General features: G+C 49.1%; 25 protein-coding genes and 1 pseudogene. 2 read left to right on the top strand and 24 right to left on the bottom strand.

Translation table 11 applies throughout. The features are described 5' to 3' along the window. Positions 1–11 precede the first annotated feature (11 nt). The 7 genes from GT575_RS02445 to GT575_RS15060 form a co-directional block, all read right to left on the bottom strand. Positions 12–1,664 (bottom strand): recombinase family protein, encoded by a 1,653-nt coding sequence (locus GT575_RS02445; RefSeq protein ID WP_161171419.1) that lies wholly within the window; start codon positions 1,662–1,664, stop codon positions 12–14. A gap of 72 nt (positions 1,665–1,736) precedes the next feature. Then, positions 1,737–1,904, bottom strand: a complete 168-nt coding sequence (locus tag GT575_RS14870; protein ID WP_009891878.1) for a hypothetical protein — start codon at positions 1,902–1,904, stop codon at positions 1,737–1,739. 267 nt (positions 1,905–2,171) lie between these two features. Beyond that, complete coding sequence (locus GT575_RS02440; RefSeq protein WP_161171540.1) at positions 2,172–3,530, bottom strand: virulence-associated E family protein; 1,359 nt, start codon at positions 3,528–3,530, stop codon at positions 2,172–2,174. Then, the gene (locus GT575_RS02435; protein ID WP_161171418.1) at positions 3,490–4,176 is read right to left on the bottom strand and encodes a CHC2 zinc finger domain-containing protein; all 687 of its coding nucleotides are present in this window, start codon (positions 4,174–4,176) and stop codon (positions 3,490–3,492) included. Before GT575_RS02435 ends, GT575_RS02440 begins: the two co-directional genes overlap by 41 nt. A gap of 15 nt (positions 4,177–4,191) precedes the next feature. Beyond that, entirely contained in the window at positions 4,192–5,436 is a 1,245-nt protein-coding gene (locus GT575_RS02430; protein ID WP_161171417.1) for a serine/arginine repetitive matrix protein 2, read from the bottom strand. Between the two features lie 426 nt (positions 5,437–5,862). Next, positions 5,863–6,168 carry a hypothetical protein gene (locus GT575_RS02425; protein ID WP_015544885.1) on the bottom strand — a complete coding sequence of 102 codons (306 nt, stop codon included), beginning with the start codon at positions 6,166–6,168 and terminating at the stop codon, positions 5,863–5,865. Further along, on the bottom strand, positions 6,152–6,631 hold the full coding sequence (locus GT575_RS15060) for a hypothetical protein (protein ID WP_243147807.1): 480 nt from the start codon (positions 6,629–6,631) through the stop codon (positions 6,152–6,154). Before GT575_RS15060 ends, GT575_RS02425 begins: the two co-directional genes overlap by 17 nt. Before the next feature lie 176 nt (positions 6,632–6,807). Between GT575_RS15060 and GT575_RS02415 the strand changes: the two genes are divergently transcribed. Continuing rightward, positions 6,808–7,656 (top strand): helix-turn-helix domain-containing protein, encoded by an 849-nt coding sequence (locus tag GT575_RS02415; protein WP_129873171.1) that lies wholly within the window; start codon positions 6,808–6,810, stop codon positions 7,654–7,656. A gap of 121 nt (positions 7,657–7,777) precedes the next feature. Here the strand turns inward: GT575_RS02415 and GT575_RS02410 are convergent, their stop codons facing one another. From GT575_RS02410 to GT575_RS02320, 17 genes and pseudogenes are all read right to left on the bottom strand, one after another. Next, on the bottom strand, positions 7,778–8,059 hold the full coding sequence (locus tag GT575_RS02410; RefSeq protein ID WP_161171416.1) for a DUF6809 family protein: 282 nt from the start codon (positions 8,057–8,059) through the stop codon (positions 7,778–7,780). A 13-nt stretch (positions 8,060–8,072) separates the two neighbouring features. Next, positions 8,073–8,450, bottom strand: a complete 378-nt coding sequence (locus tag GT575_RS02405; protein WP_161171415.1) for a TnpV protein — start codon at positions 8,448–8,450, stop codon at positions 8,073–8,075. 97 nt (positions 8,451–8,547) lie between these two features. Further along, positions 8,548–9,129: pseudogene (locus GT575_RS02400) on the bottom strand (VirD4-like conjugal transfer protein, CD1115 family); the annotation flags it as partial. 41 nt (positions 9,130–9,170) lie between these two features. Next, positions 9,171–9,329, bottom strand: coding sequence for a transposon-encoded TnpW family protein (locus tag GT575_RS02395; protein ID WP_081731980.1), 159 nt, complete (start codon positions 9,327–9,329; stop codon positions 9,171–9,173). 142 nt (positions 9,330–9,471) lie between these two features. After that, positions 9,472–11,343 carry an AAA family ATPase gene (locus GT575_RS02390; protein WP_161171414.1) on the bottom strand — a complete coding sequence of 624 codons (1,872 nt, stop codon included), beginning with the start codon at positions 11,341–11,343 and terminating at the stop codon, positions 9,472–9,474. Then, positions 11,340–12,836, bottom strand: coding sequence for a MobQ family relaxase (gene mobQ / locus GT575_RS02385; RefSeq protein ID WP_161171413.1), 1,497 nt, complete (start codon positions 12,834–12,836; stop codon positions 11,340–11,342). Before mobQ ends, GT575_RS02390 begins: the two co-directional genes overlap by 4 nt. Then, a complete protein-coding gene (locus tag GT575_RS02380; RefSeq protein ID WP_008396269.1) occupies positions 12,802–13,161 on the bottom strand; it encodes a DUF3847 domain-containing protein in 360 nt (119 codons plus the stop codon). The genes mobQ and GT575_RS02380 overlap by 35 nt, the downstream gene beginning before the upstream one ends. Positions 13,162–13,542: 381 nt before the next feature. Next, the gene (locus GT575_RS02370; RefSeq protein ID WP_044930696.1) at positions 13,543–14,151 is read right to left on the bottom strand and encodes an ATP-binding cassette domain-containing protein; all 609 of its coding nucleotides are present in this window, start codon (positions 14,149–14,151) and stop codon (positions 13,543–13,545) included. Next, complete coding sequence (locus GT575_RS02365; RefSeq protein ID WP_008396273.1) at positions 14,148–16,112, bottom strand: hypothetical protein; 1,965 nt, start codon at positions 16,110–16,112, stop codon at positions 14,148–14,150. The genes GT575_RS02370 and GT575_RS02365 overlap by 4 nt, the downstream gene beginning before the upstream one ends. Positions 16,113–16,327: 215 nt before the next feature. Next, positions 16,328–16,672 (bottom strand): TnpV protein, encoded by a 345-nt coding sequence (locus tag GT575_RS02355; RefSeq protein WP_002593326.1) that lies wholly within the window; start codon positions 16,670–16,672, stop codon positions 16,328–16,330. Further along, entirely contained in the window at positions 16,669–19,632 is a 2,964-nt protein-coding gene (locus GT575_RS02350) for a DUF4368 domain-containing protein (protein ID WP_161171538.1), read from the bottom strand. Before GT575_RS02350 ends, GT575_RS02355 begins: the two co-directional genes overlap by 4 nt. Positions 19,633–19,891: 259 nt before the next feature. Beyond that, complete coding sequence (locus tag GT575_RS02345; protein ID WP_117904604.1) at positions 19,892–20,371, bottom strand: PcfB family protein; 480 nt, start codon at positions 20,369–20,371, stop codon at positions 19,892–19,894. Continuing rightward, positions 20,371–20,658, bottom strand: a complete 288-nt coding sequence (locus tag GT575_RS02340) for a hypothetical protein (protein WP_330673355.1) — start codon at positions 20,656–20,658, stop codon at positions 20,371–20,373. The genes GT575_RS02345 and GT575_RS02340 overlap by 1 nt, the downstream gene beginning before the upstream one ends. Continuing rightward, the gene (locus GT575_RS02335) at positions 20,642–20,848 is read right to left on the bottom strand and encodes a hypothetical protein (protein ID WP_117904608.1); all 207 of its coding nucleotides are present in this window, start codon (positions 20,846–20,848) and stop codon (positions 20,642–20,644) included. The genes GT575_RS02340 and GT575_RS02335 overlap by 17 nt, the downstream gene beginning before the upstream one ends. 2 nt (positions 20,849–20,850) lie before the next feature. Next, positions 20,851–21,105, bottom strand: coding sequence for a hypothetical protein (locus GT575_RS02330; protein ID WP_117904610.1), 255 nt, complete (start codon positions 21,103–21,105; stop codon positions 20,851–20,853). Positions 21,106–21,125: 20 nt separating this feature from the next. After that, on the bottom strand, positions 21,126–22,514 hold the full coding sequence (locus tag GT575_RS02325; protein ID WP_117904612.1) for a DUF6017 domain-containing protein: 1,389 nt from the start codon (positions 22,512–22,514) through the stop codon (positions 21,126–21,128). Between the two features lie 17 nt (positions 22,515–22,531). Next, positions 22,532–22,822 (bottom strand): hypothetical protein, encoded by a 291-nt coding sequence (locus GT575_RS02320; RefSeq protein WP_117904614.1) that lies wholly within the window; start codon positions 22,820–22,822, stop codon positions 22,532–22,534. A gap of 654 nt (positions 22,823–23,476) precedes the next feature. Here GT575_RS02320 and GT575_RS02315 point away from each other — a divergent pair. Then, positions 23,477–25,918, top strand: a complete 2,442-nt coding sequence (locus GT575_RS02315; RefSeq protein ID WP_161171537.1) for a glycogen/starch/alpha-glucan phosphorylase — start codon at positions 23,477–23,479, stop codon at positions 25,916–25,918. Positions 25,919–25,996: the final 78 nt, after the last annotated feature.

Genomic DNA, 25,996 nt, shown 5'->3' with positions numbered 1-25,996 from the left:
GGGCAAACTATTTACGCTGCAATCTCCGGGATTTCCCCGACAAAGTTATACACGATCCTGACTTCCTGCACCTTCTGACCGTCCACCTTTTTGACTTCGCCGATCAGGATTTTGCTGATAAGCCGGTTCAGTACGGACTCGTCCAGTTCCTCAATGGCGGCATAGCGCCGGATTTCCTTGATAAAGGTTCGGACTTCGCTTTCCTGTGCGTCCGCCCGGCTCTGCATCACCGCCAGATCATGCAGGCGCTTCTGGTTGGCTTCCTGCTCCTGTTCCAGCGCCGCCGTCAGCTTCATAAACCGCTGTTCAGTCAGGACGCCTTTGGTCTTATCGGTGTACAGGCTCAAAAACATCCCGTCAATTTCCTGATTCCGGGCTTCCAGCCGTTTCCGTTCCTTCTCTGTCTGGGAAGCGTCCACCAGATACCGGCGCTCCATCCGGCTGCTGAGCCGTTGGTAGAACGCATCGGCGTCCTTCATGGCCTGCTCCGCCAATTCCTGTATATCCTTCAGCACCAGATTGTACAAATCTCTGGCCTCAATCTTGTGGCTGGTACAGGCGCTCTTGCCCAGCCGGTTGTAGGTCTGGCAGATATAGTATGCCCTGTCAATCGGCTCCCGCATCTCGCCGGTGAAGCGGTTCTTCCCGGTTCTGCCGACCTTTTCATACCGCACCTGCATGGACTTCCCGCAGGTGGTGCAGTAGACAAGCCCGTGGAACAGGTTATAGAAGGGGCAGGCGTTGCCTTTCATAATGGTTGGCCTGCGGTCAATGATTTCCTGCACCTGTTCCCATTCCTCCGGCGTCACAATCGCTTCGTGGCAGCCCTCAATGACTTCCCAATCCTCACGTGGGATAATGTCATAGGTATTGGAGCGGATGCCTTTCTGGTGTGTCCGGCAGACAAGATGTGCGCCTTTATAAAAGGGATTTCTCAGGATATGGCTGATCCTTGCGCTCCCCCATGAATAGTAGTTCACGTCACATTCTGTATTGCTCTTTACTCTGGTAATGGGGATTTTATCCTCCATGAGCTGCTTTGCAATCCGCATACAGCCCCAGCCGTCCAGTGCCATATCATAGATTTTTCGGATCACCGGCGCCGTTTCCGGGTCAAGGATCAAATGACCTTTTTCCTCCGGGTCACGCATCAGGCCAAGAGGCGGCTGCCCGCCGCAGAACTTTCCCTGCCGGGAACGGGTCATGCGTCCCGCCAGCACCTTTTTGGAAATATCCCGGCTGTACATATCGTTCAGGATATTCTTAAAGGGCGTGATGTCCATTTCCTGACGGGTCAGGCTGTCCACACCGTCCGTGACGGCGATATAGCGCACATTGTGTTTGGGGAAAAAGATTTCGATATAGCTTCCAGCTTCGATATAATTCCTGCCGAGCCTCGATAGGTCTTTCGTGATGACGCAGCCGATTTTCCCCGCCTCAATGTCAACGATCATGCGCTGGAACGAGGGACGATTGAAGTTGCGGCCCGTATAGCCGTCATCCACATAATACTCATACTGGAACATCCCATGCTTTTCTGCGAAGTCCCGGAGCATGAGTTTCTGGTTGCTGATGCTCATACTCTCATTGTCGCCGCCGTCATCCAGAGAGATACGGCAGTAGAGAGCGGTGATTTTCTCATAGACTTGTTTTTTCCTGCTCATAGCGTTCTCCTTCTATGAACAGGGACACGATACCATTATAGTACCATGTCCCTGTCCCTGAATCAACCGTTTTTACGCAGCTTTTTCTGCCATTTCCCGCTGATGCCGCCATTCCTCGAAGTGTTCGCAGGTCTGGCGCTCAATGAGCTGCTCAAAGGCTTCCCGCATGGACTTCTCCCCGGAGAACTCCCGCACCACCACAAAACGGACTTTATTCTTCTGATTTTTGCTTTTTTCCATAGGCTACCTCCATAGAGAGATAGGCCGGACGGCAGCACCGGCAACGAAGTCCGGCAACGAACCTCTAAAAACCTGTAAACTACCGTCTGGCCTGTAAATCTTACTTTGTGAATTTTTTTGAAAAATCTCGTTGCTTTCGTTGCCGGAGATAAAGATAAATCATAAAATATCCCTTATTTACTGGCTTTTCCCGTATCCAGACAGGGAAATCCCCGGCAACGAACCCGGCAACCAAGCGGCAACCATCCCGGCAACAGACCGCTATTTTCAGGCAATCCACTCATTCGGAAGCTCCAACTGACGGCATTCTTCCTCGCTCAGTTCCACAAATCCATCTTCGTTGCCAGGCAGTTCGTTGCCGGAAGCATCCCGTTCCCAGCCCTTCTGCCTGCCGTATCCGGCGAACATCCTCGGATTAGAGAATGGCTTCCAGCCCGTCACCACCGTGTTCATGATCTCGTTAATATTGTGAAGCTGCCACCGCTTCGGCTCGTCATAGGTGTGGCCCAGCGCCTCCTTGAACAGCTGTTTGGAGCAGACCATGCTGCCGGTGTAGTGTTCCAGAAATCCCTGTATCTGCCCGGCCTCCGTGTCCTCCGGCATGAAATCCTTCTGCACCTCCACAAGCTGCCGCTGGATGGACTTACTGAATTTCATGGAGTAGCGGCCGCTGCGGTAAACCGTCATGGCCTCCGCCCAGACCTGCAACAGATAGGCTCTGGAAGCGTCCTCGTCCTCCAAAATGTGAACCTCCGCATTCTCCGGGTAAATCATAATCGGCAGGAAACGCCGGTTCCCGGCCCGGTCAAGGGGCAGGAAGTCCAGCGTGTTGGAAGAACCGCCAAACACGCACTGCCGCAGCCGGTCTTTGGGCTGGGCCTCATAGGGTGTGCGGTAGGTTTCCTTCTGGCGGCTGATGAACGAGCGGATTTCCTCAATGCTTTTGGCGCTGCTGGTGGCCAGCATCTCCGACATCTCGATGATCCAATGGCCTTGCAGTTTCAAAAACACCCGGTCATCGTCCAGCTTTTTCAGATCGTCACTAAACCACTCGTCACGGATTGCCAGCAGGCGGAAGAAGCTGGACTTGCCAGCCCCCTGTCCGCCCACCAGACAGAGCATTTCCTCATATTTGGAGCCGGGGGAAAACACCCGCCGGATAGCCCCCAGCAGGAAGTGTTTCAGCATTTCCTCCACATAGTCGCTGACCTCCGCACCTAAGAAGTGATGGAGACAGGAGCGAATACGGGGCGTCCCGTCCCAGACAAGGCCGTTCAGCACGTCCTGTATGGGATGGTAGCAATTCTCATTCGCCACGATGGACAGGGCCGCCGTCATTTTCTTCTCGCTGGTCAGGCCGTAGTTCTGCTCAAAATAGAGAAGCAGATACTTCACGTCCGTATCCGTCAGGGCGCTGGTGTTCCTGCGCCAGCCCAAATCCCGCACGATGTCCACCCGGTCAGTCAGGAGGTTCAGCCGGATGGCGTCCCGCAGCAGCGGGTCATGGCAGAACACCGTCCGGCAGTTGCCGATGGTGTTAGCGGGCTGGCCCTTCTCGGTGACAGAGAGGCTTTCCCGCACCTCGTCAACGCTCCGCTCCGGCGCTAAGGCTTCGGCTGCGCTCATGGCGGCCTGCCGGGTGGCTGGCTGTAAACTCTGATATTCGCTGCTCAATCTTCCTCACCTCTTTTCCGTATTCAGCGACCACGCAGGCCCGTTCCTCCATGCTGCCGGACAACAGAATATCCAGCAGATACTCGATATAAGGCTTTTTCTGTAATGCCTCCACAAACAGCAGGTTCCATGCTTCCTCCGGCGTATGCGGGGCATATTCCTTCTCCCAGCGTTCCAGCAGGTGCAGGTAATCGCACAGCACCCGGAAACATTTCTGCTCCGCCTGCCGGTAGCGCAGTTCCTCGCTGATTTTCCGTTTGACCGGCCTCCTGCGGGGCGGGTCATGGCCTTTGGCGTCATAGCTGACCGAGAAATCTTCCGCCAGCTTCAACGCCGCCTCCTTACTGCTCAGCCCCAACAGATGGGCGGTAAAATCAATCACATCCCCGTCCGCCTGACAGCCGAAGCAGTGGAACCGGCGGTCAACCTTCATGCTGGGATGCTTGTCATTATGGAAGGGACAGCAGGCCATCCCGTTCCTGCCGACCCGTACCCCGTAAGATTCCGCAGCCTGCCTTGTGGGGACAGCCTGCTTCACCGCTTCAAATACATTCGATTTTCTCACCTCCAGACAGAGAAAAAGGCATCCGGTTTTCACAGAAAATCAGATGCCTTACAACTCTATATCGTTCTTTTTGGTCGGGGCGATTCGCCCCTCACGTTCCCAACGCTCCCGGTTATCCCGGTCAGCGTTAATTTTTGCCTTTGCCAGAATATCCATAATGGATTCTTTGGCTTTCTTCTTGACCTGCTCCTTCCCGGCTTGCTTGACTTCCGGCTGCATCAGCGTCCGCTGGATTTTCGCCAGAGCGTGCTGCATGGCGTTTTTGATTTTGGTAATGACCCCATCCAGACGCTCAGCGGCATACTCACGTTCCTTCTTTGGGGCTTTGCGCTCCGGCGAAAGCACCCATTTTTTCGATTCCTCCACCAGACGAATATCTTCCTTGTGCGTCTCCTGCCGGACGGTATCGGTCACGACCTCCACCGCCTTGTCGTATGCCGCATCGGAAACATCATCTAACAGTGTCTCCACATCCTCAATTTTGAGCGTCAGTTCTTCCAGCTTCTGCTCCTGCGCCGCAAGCTGCTCCTTCTGCTTCATCAGGATATAATCCTGTTTTTCCAGATAGTCCCGCCCGCCGTAGGACGGCTCCTGATCCAGATGCAGCCCATGCCGTCTGGCGATGTCAAACAGGATCGTCCGGCAGACCGCATCAAAGGTCTGCTTGCGGTTGTTGTTCCGGCCTTTGGGCTTCTCCGGGTTGGGGAGAGGGATGCCCAGTTCCTCCAGCGCCTTTTCCTGCTGGGGGCACAGCTCCCCGTAGCGGTTCTCACAGTCAAAGACGTGCCGCTCATGGATGTGGGGCGTCCCCTCGTCCAGATGGAGCGCCCAGTCCAGGATGTGGATATGGGAACCGAAGCGGCGCTCAAATTCCTCATAAAACTCATTTACGATGGAAAAGAGCGTATCCGGCGGGACGGATTCTCCCAGCGTGCCGATCTGGTAGATGCTTTCCTCCGGGCAGGTCTTGTTGTTTTTCAGCAAGTCCTCCACGGTGCGGTTGCGCTCGGTGTGGCGGGTTTTCTCATTCCGAGCGTTCTGGGCCTCCACATGGCCGCCGTAATGCTCGTAGTAGTACATCCGCTCAATTTCCTCAAAGCTGAAATCCGGCTGCTCCGGGTTCTCCCGGAACTCATGGGTGGTAAAGCCCCGGTAGCAGTCCCAGTAGACATTCTGCTTTGCCCGTTCTGCGTCAATGTGTTCGCTGTTCTCCACATCGAACCGGCGGTCATTGTGGCGGGGATTATAGGTGCCATGCTTGCCGGAGCGCCCATTGTGTCGTGTCAGTTTCAAACAGATTTCCTCCTTCCTGCGAAGATGTCCTGGGGCCGGGCAAGGGGCGGCGAAGCCGCAAATCCTGCGAATTTTGCGTCAGGTAATACCCAGTACGAGTTGACGCAGGCATCAACTCTCCCTGGGCAAGGCGTTTCACCCTTGACCCGATGGGGCGGCTACCCTCAACCCGCCAATGGGCGTTGCCCCTTGACCCCAGCAGTGCGCTGCCGCCCCTGCACCCCGGCACAAAGGGCTGGCTGCCCTCTGTACTCCCGCACCGGCGAAGCTGGCTTCCACCGCAGAAGCGGTGTTTGCCAGTTTCACCGGCTCCGTATCCGCACATTTGCGCCCATAGGCGGGAAGTGGATACGGAATACGCCTGCGGGGATTGCCCGTCAAAACAGCGGGTGCAGACCCGGCATTTTGACCGTAATCGCCCCGATTTCAGGCGATTTTTTCTTCCGCCCCTACCACCTGAAAGCCATGCTCCTTTGCGTACTCCCTTGCGGCGGCTTTCCGTTCCTCGCTGTACGGCGGCACCAGCCGGATCGACAGCCGGGACTTGTCCAGCACATAGGTCACGCTGCCCTCCGGCGTGCTGCGCTCCAACCGGCACAGCAGCGGGTACTTCCGGCTGAAATCAGCCAGCCTGCGCTTCAAGCTGGCGTTGAAGGTGTAGATGCTGGCAAGGTTCTCCGCCTCGTTCCAGTTGATGATGGTTTCTTTCTCATACTTAGACAGCTTCCTCATACAGATCCTCCTCATAATCAGTGTAAGATTTCAGCACACGCAGGCTGCGCTTGAGACGGCGGTACTCGTCCATCTCCATCCGCAGATGGTGGTAAAAATCCTCGTACCAGCTTTCATCCACCTCTGTCTCCACTTTCCGGGCCAGCCCCAGCATCCGGCGTTTGGCCTCCGGGTCAACCGTCAGGGCCGTCAGCCATTTCAGCCGTGTCACCGTATTGTGGTGGCTGGGACAGCCGTAAGCGTAGAGAATCTTCTTTTCTTTCATACTCAGTGTCATAATGACTTCCTCCATTTCTTTGCTGCGGAGCCATACGCCCCGCATGATAAACTTGTTTCCTGTCCGCCGGTCTGCCTGCAAGCCGCTCCTGCCCGGAATTTCTCCCGGCGTATCGGCCTCTTTGGTGCGCTCGATTTCTGTCCTGGCGTCACTTTCCCGGAGGCCATACCCCTTGCAGCCGGTCATTCGATTTTCAAGGTTCTGTGCCTGTCTGCAAGAACCAGTTTACCGAAAAAAGAGGCCCTTTCCCGTATATCCAAAACGTCGGAAAAACGCTTGAAATCCGCATATTTCCACGCTTATGGAATCGTGCTATAATGGATGTAATCACTGAAAAACGATAACGAGAGAGGGGGCTTTGGATGTACGCAAAGCTGACAATCCCGGAGCGGCTCAAAGACCTGCGGGTGGTGGACAAGCACCTGACGCTGGAACAACTGGCGGAGCAGACCGGCCTGTCTAAATCCGCGCTGGGAAAATACGAAACCGATGACTACAAGGACATCAGCCCGTTTGCGATTGCAACGCTGGCGGACTTTTACGGCGTGTCCACCGACTATCTGATGGGGCTGACGGAAAATAAAAATCACCCAAACACAGAACTTCAATCTCTGCATCTGAGTGATGATATGGTGGAACTTTTGAGCAGCGGCAAAATCAACAACCGGCTTCTCTGCGAACTGGCTACCCACCCGAATTTCCGGCGGCTGATGATAGATATGGAAATCTGCATCGACCAGATCGCCAATATGCGGGTGGAGCAGATGAATCTGGTGTTGGAGGCCACCCGGCAGACCGTCATGAGCAAGTATGCACCCGGAGAAGATGACCTCTATATGCGGACGCTGGAACTGGGGCAGGTGCAGGAAAGCGATTTTTACAGCCACGTCATGCACGATGATCTGGACAGCATCGTCCGGGACATCCGGGAAGCACACCGCAAAGACAAGACCACCGCCGACCCGCAGCCCACGCTGGATGATGTGAAGGAAAAATTTGAGCAGGCCATAGGGCAGGGCAGCGATACAGAAATGCTGATCCACGAGTTCTGCGATAAGTTGCAGATACCCTTTGAGAAGATTTCTTCGGAGGACTTCTCGGCGTTCCTGCGGATACTGAGCCTGTCCAAGCAGCTCAAAAGCCCCAACAATATGAGAGGAAAGGCCAGCCCCATCCCGCCCAACCGCAAGGCCAGACGTAAGCGGAAGTAAAATTTCCATATCCGGGAGCGGCAAAAAAGCCATCCGCCGGTTGATTGGCAAATGGCTTTCGTGAAGCTGTATTCTGTTGTAGTGGTTGTTCCCAGTTTGGGAACAGCCACTATTGAAGATGCTATTCTTTGTCTTTCTGCGACACCTGCGTATGGGCTTCCTGCTGGACAAGCAGCCCCACCGAAAAGCCGTATTTGAAGTGGCTTTCGTTTTCCTCACACTGAGCGATTGCCACCTGCTCCCGCAATTCTTCAACCAGTGCATAGTCCTCTTTGCTCAGACGCTCCGATAAGGTGTCCATCAGGGCGGCACTGGCCTTGACTGCCTGCTTAAATCTCGGTGAATCTGCGACCACTGTTTCGCAGGGATAAAATTTGCCGTTAAACATTTCTTCCAGAATCATGCGTCCACCTCCCTCAGACAAAAATCATCTCAGACAGAATGATTTCCTCTGCCCGACTGCGGATGCTGTTCATGGCCCCGACCCATGCAAGCTGGTCAAGGGCTTTCAGTTCCTCGGTGACGCCCTCCGCCTCCTGCATCTGCGAGACGATACACGCCAGCCGGTCAGCGGCCTGTTCGTTCAGGTCAGCAAGATATGTCCAGAGTTTTCCCGACAGAAGCAGGGCGCTGTACTGGTCGGGCCGGTGTTCTTGCAGAAACGCCTTGTGCATCCGGCCCCACCGTCCAATGGGGCGGCTTTCCTCCGGCAGCTTCAGGTCGGGGATGTAGTATTCTCCCACCAGCGTGTAGCTGATGCCGTTTTGATGGATTTTCTTTGGTAAATGCTCCATGTTCGACCTCCTGTATTCAGTTTTTTCAGAATCCAGTTGATCGTGTCCCTGTTCATGATAAATTCAAGGCAACTGAACTCTTCACGAACAAGTATGGCATATCTTTGCCGAGCTTCTGATAGTTCATACCGTAGCTTTCACTCTGACCTCTGTTAGTAGAAGTATTAAAGGAGTCGATTGTCTCTTTTCCGAGACTTTCACTGATCTCCTTTAATGTTGACTTCTCCTTGCCGCCCAAAAACAGCATCGTATCACAGTTGCCTTCGATCGTGTCTGCATTGTCTTTGTAGATAGCCTTTAGCTGGCTCTTAGCTTGCAAGATGATACTTGCCGATATTTCACGGCTTCGGATAGTCGCAATGAGCTTCTCAAACTGCGGTATTTCGCCAATATTGGCGAACTCGTCTAACAAACAGCGTACATGATAGGTCAGCTTTCCACCTGGGGAATTATCTGCTTTGGTGCAGAGTAGGTTGAAAAGCTGGGAATACATGATCGCTACAAGGAAGTTGAATGTGGCATCTGTATCGGAGATAATGATGAAAAGCGCACTCAGCTCGTCACCGAGCTTGTCGAGGTGCAGCTCATCGTAGGAGGTGATCTCCAAAACCTCATCTATTGCAAAAGGCGCGAGTCGTGTCGAACAGCTAATTAGGATAGACTTAGCCGTTTTGCCAGAGACGAAAAGTCAAGGACTTTTTCATCAAATTCAAAAAGAAGTCACATTTTGCGGACTTCCTCACGGAGCAGACGCTTGATTTTGTCCTCCATCGTCTCTTTTGCGGTCTGGCTGAAATGGACACGGACGATATAGGTTGTCTTGCCGATCTGCTTTCTGACAGTCGGGCAAGGGGTGCTGTTGGTTGCGGTATTGTTCATTCAAAATCCTCCTGTAAATGAAAAATGCCCGGTGACTGTTCATCATCGGGCGGTGTCGGTATGAGGGAAGAAGGCAAGGCGGCAACATTAAGGTATCTATAAAAACCTTGCCGTCTTTGCCACGCTTGCCTTGTTCCTGTTGTTAGTCTCGGAGATAGCAGACCCATGCTGTGCCGTCTTTCTCGGTCACAAGTCTGTCCCCGATACGGCTCTTTGCCGTTCTCATGGTGCGTGAGGAAATCCCACGCTCATTGACTGCCTTTTCCAGCTCTGCGCTCGGCATACGCTTTCCGTCTGCAAGCAGTTCCAGAATGAGCATTTGCGCCTGTGCGGTCTTGCTCTCGGTCTTGGCGGTGTCCGTCCCGGCAAGAAGCTCGTCAGCGGTAATGTCATAAGCCCCTATCCATTCAAAACCTTTCTCGTCTCCCAGAGAAAAGGCAAGGGACTGTCCGGGCGGCGCAAGGGAGCTTTTCTCATGGATCAGCACCCTCGTTGTGGGGCTGTCCTTCAGCTTGCCGATAAAAAGCAGACTGCGGACTGCCGCCGTAATGTCGATAGACCCTAATCCCCGATAGGTGCTTTGTGTTCCTGCGGCTTTGTTCAGGTGTCCGATCAGCACGATAGCGCACCCGGTAGCCTGTGCAATGTCTCCCAGACTGCGGAAGATGGGACGGACTTCATTTGCCCGGTTCATGTCCACATCTGCGCCCAGAAACGCCTGCACCGGGTCAATGATAACCAGCCTTGCGTTGTTCTCTCGGATTGCTCTTGCGATGCGCTCATCAGCAAGGGTCAGCGGCGTGTCTCTATCGTCAATGACAAGTACTCTTTCAAGGTCTGCGTCCGCTTCCATCAGCCGGGGCTTAACGGTATCGCCCAGACCGTCCTCGGCGGTCTGATAGATGATATTGAAAGGCTCAAGTGTCCCCATACCGGGTAAAGGCTTTCGATTGGTGCAAGCCGCCGCAAGGCGCATAGCAAAGTAGGTCTTGCCCTCGCCGGGGTTGCCCTGTATGATGGTCAGCTTTCCAAAGGGGATATACGGAAACCATAGCCAATCCACGCTCGTCAGCTCCACATCTGCCATACGGAGCATTGGGACAGGCTGGGCGGTGGGCAGCTCTCGCAGCGTGATTGTCTCGGCTATGAATTTGCGGCTGGGAATGTCCCCTTGCTGACGGAGAACATCGTTCCAGTCTTTCCTTGCCGGGACAAGGCGCATGACGGCGATCTCGCTGGGAATGTCCTGCGCCAGTCGGAAGCAGGCTTCACTTCCTGCGGCGTCGCTGTCAAGGCAGAGGAACACTTTTCGGGTGTCCTTGCGTTCAGAAAGGAAACTGTCAAGGGCTTTGCCCGAAACGCCGCCCAGGGCAAGATAATTTCTTGTCTGCCAATCCTGCGGATAAAGGCAGATGAATGATAACAGGTCTATTGGCGCTTCAAAGACAAAGAGCTGGTTGCTGTTGCCCTCATAGCGGAACGGATAGGACTTGTCAGACCCGGTAATATCCTGTCTGAATGTGTCTGCCGTTCCTCGCACATGGGCATATCTCGGTGTGCCGTTTCGGTCTCTGCCGACAAACACAACATTGTGCCGCTTTGCGTCCTCGTAAATATCCCCGGAAAGAAGAAAAGCCTCAACAAGCGTTTTGTTGAGACCTCGGTTTTCTGTGAGATATTGGATTGCTCTGTCGGCTGTCCTGTTGTGCAAGGGCAAGTGAAACGCTGTGGGCGGTGCTGTGGTGGCTTCGGTCTGTCCTTCGCCGCTTTCGCCGGTCAGGAGCTGGACAGCTTCGGGAAAGGACTTGCCGTAAAACTCCATGACAAAATCAATGGGATAGCCGCCCTTGCTCTGGCTGTGGCGAAACCACTTGTTTCCCCGGACGGTCAGGCTGTCATGTTCTTTCCAGCGGTATTCCCGTCCGCTTTTGATAAGTGTCTCTCCCTGTGTGCGGAGAAAATCTTCCAGACTGACGGCGTTTGCCCGGTCAATCTGTGCTTGGGTGTAATTCATCGGGATAGTTCCTCCTTTTTCTGTCGTGTTTGGGGTCGATTTTGGAGCTTTTGTTCCTCTGTACGCTCGTTAAATCGGGCGGCAGTATCTACACATGACTTGACCTTCCAAAGGCGGTGTAAATCGTCTCTGACGGTCTTAAACTCGCCATAGGTGGTGTTGTGCGCCTGTTCCAGCTCGTCATACTCGTCGGACAGCTTTTTCATATCCACCTTGCCGTCTGGGAACTCCCCGGTCAGCTTTCGTCTGGCGGCGTAGAACTGTTTCAGTTCCGCTTCATGCTCTGCCTTGTACTTGGCTCTGGGCTTCTCAAACTTGATTTTCTGCAAGCCGTCATAGACAGGCTTCAAGCTCTGGAAAGCAGCGGAGCTGTCATAGAGCTGCTTAATTGCTTTCATTCGGGCAGTCTGTTCGTCCAGCGTTTTCTTCAAGCTCTCTGTGGCAGCACTGTGTTCGCTGACACGGCTTTCCAAATCTTCAAGGGAGTAAATGCCGTTTGCCCGGAGATAATTGAAAGTCTCGTTCATCTCCTTTAGATTGCTGACCTTGCCTTTCTGCGAATACGCCCCGGCTCTGCGCTGGGTGTAATAGGCGTTCAGCAGAGAAACAAGGTCGGGTGCCTGCGGCTTGGCAAGCTCTGCTTTTGCTTCGGCAATCCAATCGAACAGGAGAGCGATTTTCTTCTTGATGTCCCGGATAACGGCATTGGTTGCCTTGATCCAGCGGTTGAACTCGCCCTTCTCGGTGCGTATGCCTTTCTTCTCCATTGCCCGGACGGTTGCGCCCTCGTGGACGGTGGGAAGAAGCTCCACGCCCTGACGCTCATAGCTTCGGTGGTCGATACGAACGTCAAGCCCCTTTTCCGCAAACTTGCCATTGCATAGCTCCGCCCATGTCTGCCGCCAGTATTCCAGCGTTTCGGGAATGCCCCAGTCGGTAGTGGGGACGGCGTTAAACACAAAGTTTCCATCTGCGTCCCGGATACGGTTGCCGTCCTCGTCCAGCTCATACAGCCGGCGTTGCTTTAGTCCCCATTTGCCGTTCTGCTCAATGGGACGGATGGGGCAAAGCACATGAAAATGTGGATTGGGTATGCCGCCATCCTCCCGGTCTGGCTGGTGTACGGCGAAGTCAACCACCATGCCCCGGCTCACAAAGTTCTCCAATAAAAATTGCCTTGCAAGAGCGATGTTTTCCTCAAGGGAAAATTCATTCTGCAAGGCAATGTCAAAGCTGTATGCGAGCTGGGCGTTCTTTCCACGCTCGGCTTTTTCCACGGCGTTCCATAGGGTCTGGCGGTCTGCGTATTCTGGCGGGGCATGGGACGGCAGGAGAATATCGGAGCAGATCACGCCGCCCTTGCGGGTGTAGTCGCTGTATTCGCCGTAATACTCGCTATACAATCGCTCCCCGGCACGGTAGGCGGCAGAAGCAATAGCGGACTGTCCTGCGCTTCGCTTAGTCTGCGTGACGCTTAGATGAAATAGTGCCATCGGCTTTCAACTCCTTTTCTCTGTTCGCTTGGTTGGTGTGAGTAATCGCCATGTGACGGACGGCTCGCTGGACTTCGGACAGGGAAAAGATGTGTTCCATCAGCTCTGTCATTTCGGTGCGTGTGAGATCTTTGACCTCCGGGGCAAGGCTCTCAATCGTGCCGCCCAGATTGCAAAGACGATGGGTGCGTTGCTGCCTTTCGCCTTTCTCCAGATATTTCTTTCTGTTCTCAAGACGGTTGAGCTTGTGCTGTTCCTGTGCAAGCTGCGTCTCGGCCCGTTCCTTTTCGGCTCGAAGCTGATCGAGGGTTTTCGGTTTTGTCATTGTGATTGACCTCCTTTTTTGATTTTTGGGATAAAAAAGACCGTCAACTTTTCGCACATTGCGACCAGTCAACGGTCTGATTTTCGGTATTTATTTTTCCAAACTTGCTGGCGGCGAACAGCATTTCATGCTGTTTGCGGACGGCAAGTACACAGGGGATAGTCGCTTTAGCGGCGCAAGGGGGTGTAGCCACCTTGACGGAACAAAGTGACGCAACATTCTCGGTCGTGCAGTTTTCTTCTGCTGACCGGGAATGAAGCTCCGCAGGACGCACATACTCCCGATAGGAGAGTATAGAAGTGCGCCCTTTAGTTCCTAAAGGGATTTTCTTCTGACCCAAATTACATAAAATGTAGATCAAGACATTTCTAAGAGGTACTCTCAGATTTTCACAACATAAGATTCATCTTCAATAATACCCTGATCGTGGGTAACAATGATAACCGTTTTACCTTCTTCATTGAGTTCGTGCAATAACCTCATAACAATATCTCTATTTTTCTTGTCAAGTGAGCCAGTAGGTTCATCTGCCAAAACAACAGAACATTTTTTCATCATAAGACGAGCTAAAGCAACTCTCTGTTGTTCACCACCGGAAAGCTGATAAACTTTTTTGTTAACTTCCTTTGATAACCCCACACGATTAAGAGCTTCTTTAAGTGATACTTTAGTTCGGCTTGATTTTTTAATCAAACTTAAATTTTCTTTAACTGTCTTATTTTCAAGCAGTGCAAAATTCTGAAAAAGAAACCCCACTGTATCCGCAAAAAAACTGTTTTTATTTTTAAGCCGGGTAATATTCAGCCCTTCGATTATGATACTGCCGCTATCCGGCTTTTCGATACCACCAATCATATTGAGCAAAGTGCTTTTTCCACTGCCGCTATCCCCGCTGATTACTACAAAACTTCCATCCGGAATTTCCAAATTAAAGTTGGAGAAAATTATTTTCTCTCCAAATGCTTTATTTAAGCCACGAATTATAATCATAAACATCCTCCCTTCAATGACTTTGAGATATTTGTTTTTTCAACCCACATAATATTTGTGAAAATGATTGCCATTTCAATAATGGTGAGCAATGATCCAATCAGTAAAGCAATCCCGACACTTGCGTTAGATATAAAAATCGAAACAATGCAAATCAATATCACAACGGCTATATTTTCTATGAGATTAACGGAAATAAATCTTTTGTGCCTTTCATAAAAGCTATAACCTAAAACCTTTTTGAGGGAGATTTCCATAGAGCTAAGTCTAAATTCCATTTTCGCTTCAGATACGATGATAGCTATATCTAACAGCAATACTAATACGCAAAGAGAGCTTATAAAGCTAATCAATTTTACAAGGAAACTATGACTATAAATGTAATCCTCTCCGACATTCGTCAGCATAAAATAGTGTGAACCAAGCTGTTCTGCATATTTTTTCGCAGCATTACGAATTGTGCTTTCATCGCATCCGTAGATTACCTCACCATTATATGTTCCTGTTTCGATATAACTTCCATTTAAAGCAACAGCCTCATTTGCCTGATAAATCACAATCGGATTTGTTACTCTTGACAATCCGTCAATAGCCTCTTCTCTGTTCGAATTGAGATAATAAAATTGCTCTCTGCCAGAATATTCTTTATAAACAACACGCAGTTCTTCTGCATTTTGGGTAAGAGAGCCAATTTCCTCTTTTGCGATATCTTTGTATGATTCCGCATTTCTTCCCTTTGGCACGAAGACCACGATATCCTCTTTTTCATCATCTTCAGTAAGCATATCAGAAAACCCTTGTAGCATATCTCTGGCATTATGATTTACAAAAATATAATTATCCGTATCGCTTATCCGGCTGCCTATGCAGACCACCGGATTTATAGTGTTGTATTCATTTTCGTAAAGGTCATTCCAAAATTTGCTCTCTTTGGATTCCTCCTCATTTTCTTCAAAAGGAGGTTCAATCTGCATAACTCCAAAATAATAATCATTATAATGATTTTCTAAAAGAGTCGTGTTTGTAAGTAAATTACCTTGAATGCTACTGAGATTTGTAGTTATTGTAAAAATTGTCATAGCAGTAGCAAATACTTTAAGACCGTTCAGAAGATAAAACATACCTTTTTTATCTGAAGCATTGGCAAAGGCTTTTTTTACATCAAAGCGGACAAAAGCAGCATAAGGAATTACGGAAAGAACTGCTCCGGCACAATACACTGCCAAAATGAGATGATCTTCATACGCTCCCGATATAAATTGAGAAACAAGCAACTTTGCTAAGACGAATAATGCAGCATATGAAATCATATCAGCCACTACAGCTTTTAGAGCAATCACAGCAGCATTTTCGCCCAGAGAAGCTCGTACAACTACTTCCTTTTGTCTGCGTATCACCTCAATCATATTAAGTACAATCATCAATATGGCAACCAGGCCCCAAACAATGAACATCATATCAGTTTCGGTTGATTGCCAAAACTCTGGCTGCGATATAGAATATTCTTTTGCCAAATCTTGATATGTGGCAATAATGTCATCATCGTCACCGATATAGCTGACCATTATTTCCTGTCCATTGCCTGTGTTTTTTGCTTCTCTAAAATCTTCAAATTCTATTACGGTGATTCCGCCTATCAAAGCCGTATATGTTTTTTCCTCAATATCCATTGTGCTTTTAAGACTATCCCGAACAACGGTATCATCACCATAAATATAAAGTCTTGTCTGATAATTAGAAACTCTCTGATTAAAGGTCGAAAAAATATGAACACCATGCTTCTCAGCTGTATCTTCTGCATTGGCTAAAAATGAATCCATATCGTCATTGGTAGTTGTGTATCTGGACGATAAATAATAAGCACCATTAAAGTTCCAGAGCATATTTTGATATACTTCAGCTTGCATAACAAAAGCAAAAATAATCGTAATCAACAGCAATATATTTCTTATATGTTTCATTTGAAATTCTTAAACCTCCTTTGAATAGGTAACAGACACACGATTGCCCAAAATACTAATATGGATTTTTTCATACAACCACATTCTCTTGTTAGATTCTAATTTTCCGTTTTCTTTATTCGCATAAATTGTACCATAAAACTCGTGAACAATTCTACCGTAACTTTGGACTACATGAGAAAAGTCCGAACAGTTTTCTGCCCGGACTTCCTCGCTCAATCATAAATCAATTCCACTTTCACAATCTCCTCTGCCTGTGCCTTGCAAGCGTTCATCTGCCGCACCCATTCCATTTGGTTTTCGGCTTTCAGTTGCTCGGTCACGCCGTTTTGCTCTGCCAGTGACCGCACGATCAGCTCCATGCGGTTTCGTGCTGTTTCGTCAATCTCGGCGCAATGCTCAAAGAGCTTGTCGGATAGCACCAGCTCATTGAACAGTATCGGACGGTGCATTTCCAGATACGCCTTGCGAAGTCTGCCGTAGTGTCCGAGGGGCTTGGTCTTGCGGATAATGATGTTTGGGATAAGATAATCGCCGTTCTGTGTGTAAGTGATATTCATGCTGTTTGTACTCCTTTCATCGGCTCTCTCTGCGGTAAACTGCTGACCGGGACGAACACGCCCTTTGCAATATCCTCCGCACGAATGGCGGCTTTCTTGGCTTCGATTTCTGCCTTTTTCCGCTTCTTGATTTTGTCCTCGTATCGCTTCTGCGCTCCGCTGGCTTTCCGCTTCAAGTAGTTCTGATGAAGCCTGTCCTTGCGTTCCTCACGTTTGCGGATTTCCTCTAATTCTTCCGGGGTCAGCTCCACTTCTCCAAACGCCGGGGGAACAAATCGCCCAACAAAATTGAAGTAAATCTCGACCTCCTGTGTGGTCTGTATACTGCCTTTGCGGTCACGCTCATGCACAAGGATTTTCTCGATAAACTCGTTGAGCATGGCAATGGTCAGCTTGTCGAAGTTCTCATATTTGTCGATCAGAGCGATAAAACGGTCAGCGTCCTTTTCGTGCTTCTCATAGCTCTTGACAGCCTTTTCCAGAACAGAGATTTCAGCGGTAAGCTCGGACTGTTCCTTTTCGTATTGAGCGTCCAGAGTGGCGTATCTGCTGTCGGACAGCTTGCCTAAAATGTTGTCCTCATAGATTTTGCAGAGCAGGACTTCCAGCTCGGAAACTCTCTGCTTTGCTGTGGCAAGGCGTGTGCGCTGTTTTCTGACCTCTGCCGTCTGCTGGCTGGACTGCGCTTCCTGCACCACACGGACAAACTCGGCTCGGTCATGCTTGGCATACTCGGCAATAGCTTTGAGCATTTCGGAAACAAGGGACAGTACCACATCTTCATTGATACGGTGCTGTGTCGTGCAGAGCTTTCCAACTGGGACTTTGCTGTATTGGGAACAGGTATATTGAGAAATACGCTTGCCGTTGTTGGTACGGTGGACATACATCTTGCCGCCGCAATCGGCACAATAAAGCAAGCCTGTGAGGGGAGCTGCTTCGCCCCAGCCGTCCGGGTAGCGTCTGACATTCCCACGGATTTTCTGCACAAGGTCAAAGGTCTGCTGGTCAATGATAGCTTCATGGGTATTCTCGAAAATCGTCCATTCGTCCTCCGGGACATAATGGCTTTTTTTGTCCTTGAAGTGCTTTCGGGTCTTGAAATTGATGGTGTGTCCCAGATACTCACGCTTTTCAAGAATGTTGCAGATGGTGGAAGAACCCCAGCCGTACACATCTTTGAAAGTCTTGTTTTTGTTCACGCCCTCGCCGTGTTGGGCAAGGTAAGCAGACGGAATAAGCACCTTTTCCGATTTCAGTTTGCTGGCGATCTGATACGGACCGTAGCCCTCAATCGTCATGGCAAAGATGCGCTTGACCACCTCTGCGGCTTCGGGGTCAACCAACCATTGGTCTCTGGCTTCGTTCCAGAGATAGCCGTAAATGACTGTGCCTGTGAGGTGCTTGCCGGACTTGCCTTTGGACTGGAAAGTGGAACGGATTTTACGGCTGGTGTCTCTGGCGTAATACTCGTTCATAATGTTGCGGAAAGGGGTAAAATCATCGTCACCTCTGGCGCTGTCCACGCCGTCATTGATGGCGATAAGGCGAACGCCACGCTGACGCAGGATTTCCATAATCTGACCGACTTTCAGATAGTCACGACCCATGCGGCTCATGTCCTTGATACACAGATACTCCACATTCCCGGCTTCAACCTCTTTCATCATTGCCAAAAATCCGGGACGGTCAAAGCAAGTGCCGCTAATGCCATCGTCCGTGAAATGGACAATGTTTGTAAAGCCCTGCCGTGCGGCGAACTCCTCCAACATAGCCTTTTGATTGGAAATGGAATTGCTCTCACGCTGTTGGTCATCATCTTTGCCAAAGTCATCACGGCTCAGTCGCTCGTACAGAGCTGTGATTTTCTCGTTTTTTCTCATAACTTGCGCTCCTTTCTTCGGTTTTAGGTTGTGTGTTCTAAGAGACTTCCCAACTGCTTGATTAAGAAGTCTTTTAGAGCATACAACACCGGCAGCGAGCTTATACGCCTTGAATTGTTTGAGTGCAAAAGCACCCAAGCGCCGTTGTTCGGCATCGGGTTCTGTTTCAAAAAGATCGGCATAGTCTGCCATTACTTCGGGATCACTATGCTCTGTACCGTTCAGCCAACACTCTACAATTTCAAATTCAAGGTCTATCGCATTCTTGAACTCCTCATCGTCCTCACGGCATTCCGAAGCGTTTATCATATCAATAAGCGTTTCAAAATTCCATTGTTCAGGATCATACATCGCAAAGATAAGAGCGATATATGCCGTGTACAGGAGCTTTTCGGCTTTTACCCAAAAGTCATCGCCGGACGGCTGCTGAGAGGAAGAAGTGTTTTTTATCAAGACCTCGACGAATTTCAGAATGTCTTTTTCACGGTTCTTTTCGCTGATGTACGCAAACGGGTTGTAGTGCATCGACTTTGCAAAATCAATGGTGTTGAACACCTTGATCTTATACGGCTCATAAACAATCTGTCTCTTGCCGTCCTTGTCCACTGTATACAGCACCTCGCCGTTTTTGCCGCGCGCTGGGCGGCCCCGTGCAAGCATTTTTCCGCACTCGACCAAAACCGTTCCCTTCGGATCGGTAACTACATAGGAGGAGTGCATTTGCATCAGGTTCGGCTTCACGAAAAAGCGCGTTTTACCTGAACCTGAACCGCCGATAACGAGGATATTTTTATTTCTCGCATACTTCGGTTCAGAGGGCTTGCCCATAGTCAGAGATTCCGTTTTCGTGAGAATGACGTTGTTATCGGGATTTGAGCAGTCCATATACGGCTCAATATCCTTTTCACCGCCCCATACGGCAGAGCCGTACTCCTCTCCCTGACGGAATTTCTTCTTGTTTTTCGACTTGACATAGAGGACTAACCTCATTACACCCGCAAGAACCAAGCCGAAAAGAAGATCAAACGGGTGTAAACTGGGAAAGATTCGTGCAAACGCCACACCGAGATTGCTCATAAAGGGCAGGAGCTTTTCCTGAAATCCATTGCCCTCAGCGGTTCGGTACGCAAAGCCGATCAGGTTGCCCACATAAGAGAAAGCTACATAGGGAACAGCCTTGATGATCAGCTTTTTGAGCTTTCTGGTGTTAAGCTGCAATACGCAGTCTTATCCTTTCCGCAGTTATCGGCACAAAAGTCTGCCGTAAAAATATCATCGCCCCTTGCCCGTGGAACGGGTGCGGACTTGAAGTAGTCATAGATCAACGTCTGTTCTCCTATGTGCGATTCTTCGCACGGTTTTTCTCTCTCTGTTTCTGTTTACGAGGTCTGTTTGCCACCTTCTGAGCCTGCTGGTGCATCTGCTCACGGGTAAACTCGCCGCGCTTCTGCGATTTGCCCTGTCCCTTGCCGAGATACTCCGAAAATGCTCTCTTGAAATTCTCCGTTTTAGCAGCGGAGAAGAAAACATGATAGGTAGGCGGCTGGGTGCTTTTATCTCTTTTCAGAGCAAAATCCACATCGTATTTTCGTGCGGTTTTCAGGAAATCACCGATATTCCGGTCTGAAACCTCAATGCTGTCGAGCTTGGACGGGGACTTCGCCTGCAACTGCTTGTAGGTCATTCGTCCCTTTTTCTCCGCCTTACCCGACATAAACTCCTGCAAGGCAGATTTCAGCACATCGGCGGTCAGTTTCTCCGCCTTGATCGAAATATCTATGGTTTTCTTAGCACCGCTTTCGTAGTCGGACGGCATTACGCATCACCGCCCGTGATCTCATAAACGGCATACGCCTCGGTCGAAAGCCAGTCATGAAGGGCTTTGAGTGCATTATCTGCTTCATCGGGCGTGTCATAGATACCCATAGGAATCTTGTTGCCAGCGGTATCCGTGCCGATCATTTCAAAATCGGGCTTGATCGTGCCGTTTTCCTCGTCAATTTCGGCATCATCCCAATTTGTTTCAACGCCGATCTTCACGATGTTGGCATAGTTCAGGAACTCGCCAAACTGCGTAACGATAGTCTTAGCCATTGTCCTCACCATCCTTTCCGTAAAGCTCTGAGAGCTTGTTGTGATACTCCTCCTGCGTTTCATCGAGATCGCAGAAAACGCAGCTCAGAAGATTATAGCTGACCTTATCACCGAGCATATCCATAACGATAGCTTCAAATTCGCTATGAAAACGGTTAAAAAGTCCGTCTATCTCCTGAAAAGAAGGATTATCGGGCATAGTTACACCTCCTCATTGGTCTGCTGCGGCTTCGGATTGAAATATCCGGTCTTGAGATATACTACCCTGTCAGGGCAGTAATAGCGATGCTGTTTGCCCTCACCGCAGGGGATCGCATAACCGAAGTCAAGAACTCCGGACAGAATACCATTTTTCAGCGTAGTAATACCGATACCGCTTGCCCGTGCGATCTCCGACAGAGGAACATTTCTTCCCGTAAACACAAGATCATGCTCACTGATTCTCTTTGCACCCATAGGAACACCTCCCTTCGTAATCAGACAGCCCGACCGTACATCTCTGCCACAGCATTGTCAGCCCATCGGCTTTCACAGCCTTCGTTGAAATGATATGTCAGGACTTCGTTGTAGAGGGCGCTGATGAAATATTTGCGGAAATTCTTGATATTATCGACCTTTGCCATATTCACAAGGACATTCTCGACCATGTAAATATTAGCCCTAAGCATCTTGGACTTTATCACGCTTCTGGGGAAATTCGTACCTCTGAGCGTGGTGTACGGCAGAGTAGAGCATATTTCGTCAACGATAAAGCCGACGATATTATCTGCTTCTGCATAGCCGTCCCGACCGTCAACGGTCAGCCAGTCTCCGAGATAGCCGTAGCCGATGTTCTGTTTCACGACTTCCGTATAATACTCAACTTCTTCTGCGTTATATCCCTCGTTCGACTTTTCAACATTTTCACCGTTGAAAACTTGTGGAATTGCCGCAGAAGGAATGATAGAGGATTTATCACTCCGTAATTGATTTTTCTGTAATGTATTGTTGTTATTATATTGTCCGTGGTTTTCAGACAGCGGAGTTTCAGCAGACGGAATGTCCGGATACAGGTTTTCCACCCTCTGTTTTTCCCCCTCAGAAGAAATAGGCTTTTCAGCCCGACCGCCTGCACGTATCGTGATTGCCTTGCGTCTGGTCTCAGCTTCAAGCTCGTCAGCCTGTTCTTTGGTGACAGGCACATCGAAAAAGCTGTAAACGTACTCAAAGCAGTTGTGAACGCTCTCATTGGAGAGAAGCTGTGTGCGTACAAGGTAACCCATATCTATGAGCTTGTTTACAGCGTTATGAACCGCAGTCCTGCCCTCTTTGCAGATCGCTTTCAGTCCCGACATAGAGAAATGCCAGTAGTCAGGCAGAGAACGCACTTTGAGCAGCAAGCCGAGGAGCTTATTGGGAATCGTCTTGTTCCGCAGGAGAGCAGTGCTTACCATAGTAAAGTTGCTGTCCTTTTTGACACGATTCAGAACGGCGTTATCCACCGTAAAGGTTTCAAGCTCATAGTCATACTGAGGGATAGAGGTATCCTTCGCTGAATACTCATAGAACTTGTAGACCGTCTGTATCCTGCCGGTCGGGTTCTCATTCGGCATCTTTACCACGACTTCAAGGTAGCCCCACTCTTTCAGATCATTGAGGGCGCTGTCGATAGCTGTCTCACCGTCAGGGCAGATTGCAATCAGCCCTGCCTTTGAGAAGTTCCACTCCGGCGGCAAGTCCATAACTCTGCCAAGCAGACCGATAGCAGGACAGCCGAGATTGGTAGACCGCACGAAGCAGTTGCTCAGAACGGCATATCCGCTGAATTTATGTATCTCGCAGACGGTATCGTCCACGGTTTTCTTTTTCCTGTTGCGCTTGTCCATTTCCGTTCCTCCTCAGCTCATCTGCCGTAAACAAATTCCATGTTGGGGATATACAGCTTATTTACCGCATAAACGCAGCCATACGGCTTATCCACTTTCAGGAGAAACTTTCTGCCGTTCAGCTCGGATACAGCCTTCTTGATCTCATCACGGGTAAACATTGACAGTTCATCGTGTTCAGCCAGTTCATCGACCGTGGAATAGTCCTTATCGACCTTGTTGAGCATGACGGTAAGAACCTGTTCACAGGCACTTTCCTCGAAATGATAGTCTATTCTCGGCAAGCTGATTTTCGTAGGATTAGGCATAGAAAGACCTCCTTGACATAATTCATCTGAAATAAAAAAATCGCTCCTCATTTCTGAGAAGCGATGTACGGTATTCAATTTTGGGCATAAAAATAGCGGACAGCGCTTCTGTTATGAAACACCGTCCGCTATTGTCCATTATTCAGTTTGCTTTGTCAACAGGCTTTCTACCGTTTTAGGGTTGTTTTCGGTATCTACCAAGTTTCTACCAACTTTTGTGCTGTTGGGTTTCTACCGAGTTTCTACCAAAAATCTTCTGATTTGCGATTTTTACGATTTCCCGTAATAGCGCGGTTTTTAACTTTTCTACCGCCAAAAGCCCCGATTTTTCGGTGATTTGGCATCACTTGACGATAAATGACGATAAGTGGCGATAAAGTGGTGATACTATAGCATATACGAGATACGTTTACAATATTCTAGTAATCATCGAAAACGCATGAGCTCCCAATAAATTTTGATATTATCAGACATTTCTCGCCGTTTAATGTAAAAAAACTGTAAATTCTATTTGACTATAGTCTAATTTTATGTCGTCATTTAATAAATTTTTCCTCATGTATTGTTAAAAAAAAGGGTTGATGATAGAATGAAACAGTGAAAATGGAAATAAAATATATCTATTTATCCAAGGAGGGAATGAATCAGATGAAGATGTTAGCAGATTTCGATAAGGAAGGCTTCAAGAAGGAAGTCATTACTAACATAAAGACCCTTTTCCGCAAGCCTATCGAGGAGGCTACTCCACAGCAGGTATTCCAGGCAGTCAGCTACGCAGTAAAGGACGACATCATTGACAGATGGATTGCTACACACAAGGAGTATGAGAAGAAGAACGTCAAGACAGTTTACTATCTGTCTATGGAGTTCCTTATGGGTAGAGCACTCGGTAACAATCTTATCAACTTGACCTACTACGATGCAGTTAAGGAAGCACTTGATGAATTAGGATTTGATCTGAACTTTATAGAGGATCAGGAGCCTGATGCCGCTCTGGGTAATGGCGGTCTCGGACGTCTTGCAGCTTGTTTCCTTGATTCATTGGCAACACTTGGCTATCCTGCATATGGATGTGGTATCAGATACAAGTACGGTATGTTCAAGCAGGGCATCAAAGACGGTTATCAGGTAGAGATGCCGGATGACTGGCTCAAGGACGGCAACCCATTCGAGGTAAAGCGTTCAGAGTACGCTGTTGAGGTTAAGTTCGGTGGATATGTCAGAGTTGAGAACAAGAATGGCAGAAACTACTTTATACAGGAAGGATATCAGTCAGTTCGTGCCGTACCTTATGACCTTCCAGTCATCGGATATGGCAACAACGTTGTAAATACACTTAGAATCTGGGATGCTGAGGCAATCCAGGAGTTCTGCCTTGACTCATTTGACAAGGGTGAGTATGAGAAGGCAGTAGAGCAGCAGAACCTTGCAAAGACTATTGTCGAGGTTCTCTATCCAAATGACAATCACTACGCAGGTAAGGAACTGAGACTGAGACAGCAGTATTTCTTCATCTCAGCTTCAGTACAGAGAGCAATCCTCAAGTTCAAGGAGCTCAACAAGGATATCAACAAGCTGCCAGAGAAGGTGACATTCCAGATGAATGATACACACCCAACAGTAGCAGTTGCCGAGCTCATGAGAATCCTCATGGATGAGGAAGGTCTTGAGTGGGATGACGCATGGGATATCACAACAAGAACATGTGCATACACCAACCATACGATCATGGCAGAGGCACTTGAGAAGTGGCCTATCGAGCTGTTCTCAAGATTACTTCCACGTATCTACCAGATCGTTGAGGAGATCAACAGAAGATTCGTTCTTAAGATCCAGGAGATGTATCCGGGCAACCAGGATAAGGTTAAGAATATGGCAGTTCTGTACGATGGTCAGGTTAAGATGGCTCATCTTGCAATTGCAGGTTCTTACTCAGTAAACGGTGTTGCAGCTCTTCATACCAAGATCCTTGAGGAGAGAGAGCTTAAGGACTTCTACGAGATGAGACCAGAGCAGTTCAACAACAAGACAAATGGTATCACTCAGAGACGTTTCCTGCTTCATGCTAACCCACTTCTTGCAAACTGGATTACAGACAAGATCGGTGATGAGTGGATAACAAATCTTTCACACCTTAAGAAGCTCAAGGTATATGTGAACGATGAGAAGTGCCAGCATGAGTTCATGAACATCAAGTACCAGAACAAGATCCGTCTTGCAAAGTACATCAAGGAGCATAACAATGTGGATGTAGATCCTCGTTCAATCTTCGATGTACAGGTTAAGAGACTTCATGAGTACAAGAGACAGCTCCTGAACATTCTTCATGTTATGCATCTGTATAACAGACTGAAGACAGAGCCAGAATTCGATATGTACCCAAGAACATTCATCTTTGGAGCAAAGGCATCAGCAGGCTACAAGAGAGCTAAGCTTATCATCAAGCTCATCAACTCAGTTGCAGATGTTGTCAACAACGATGCTTCAATCGAAGGCAAGATCAAGGTTGTATTTATAGAGAACTACAGAGTATCCAATGCCGAGATCATCTTCGCAGCAGCAGATGTATCAGAGCAGATCTCAACAGCTTCAAGAGAGGCTTCAGGTACAGGTAACATGAAGTTCATGCTGAACGGTGCACCTACACTTGGAACCATGGATGGAGCAAATGTAGAGATCGTTGAGGAAGTTGGCATCGAGAACGCATTTATCTTCGGACTTTCAGCAGAAGAGGTTATGAAGTATGAGCGCGAGGGCGGCTACAACCCAATGGATATCTACAACAACAACCAGGCTGTAAGAAGAGTTCTCACACAGCTTATCGATGGCACTTATGCAAAGGATGATCCGGACAGATTCAGAGATCTCTATGATTCTCTCACAAAGGAAGATGTATACTTCATCCTCAAGGACTTCGATTCATATGCAGAGGCTCAGCAGAAGGTTAACGAAGCATACCAGGATGAGAAGGGCTGGGCAAAGATGGCTATGCTCAACACAGCATGCGCTGGAAAGTTCTCATCAGACAGAACTATCGAGGAGTATGCAAAGGAGATCTGGAAGCTTAAGAAGGTTAAGGTTTCACTTGATAAGTAATTATCAGATAGAATGAAATAACAAAATAAAGGACGGACATCATATGGTAAGGATCATATGGTGTCCGTTTTTATTTTG

This window comes from Coprococcus sp. BIOML-A2 (assembly GCF_009875795.1).
GTDB classification, from domain to species: domain Bacteria; phylum Bacillota; class Clostridia; order Lachnospirales; family Lachnospiraceae; genus Coprococcus; species Coprococcus aceti.
The sequence above is the reverse complement of the archived record's forward strand: the minus strand, read 5'-3'. Positions and strand labels throughout refer to the sequence as shown.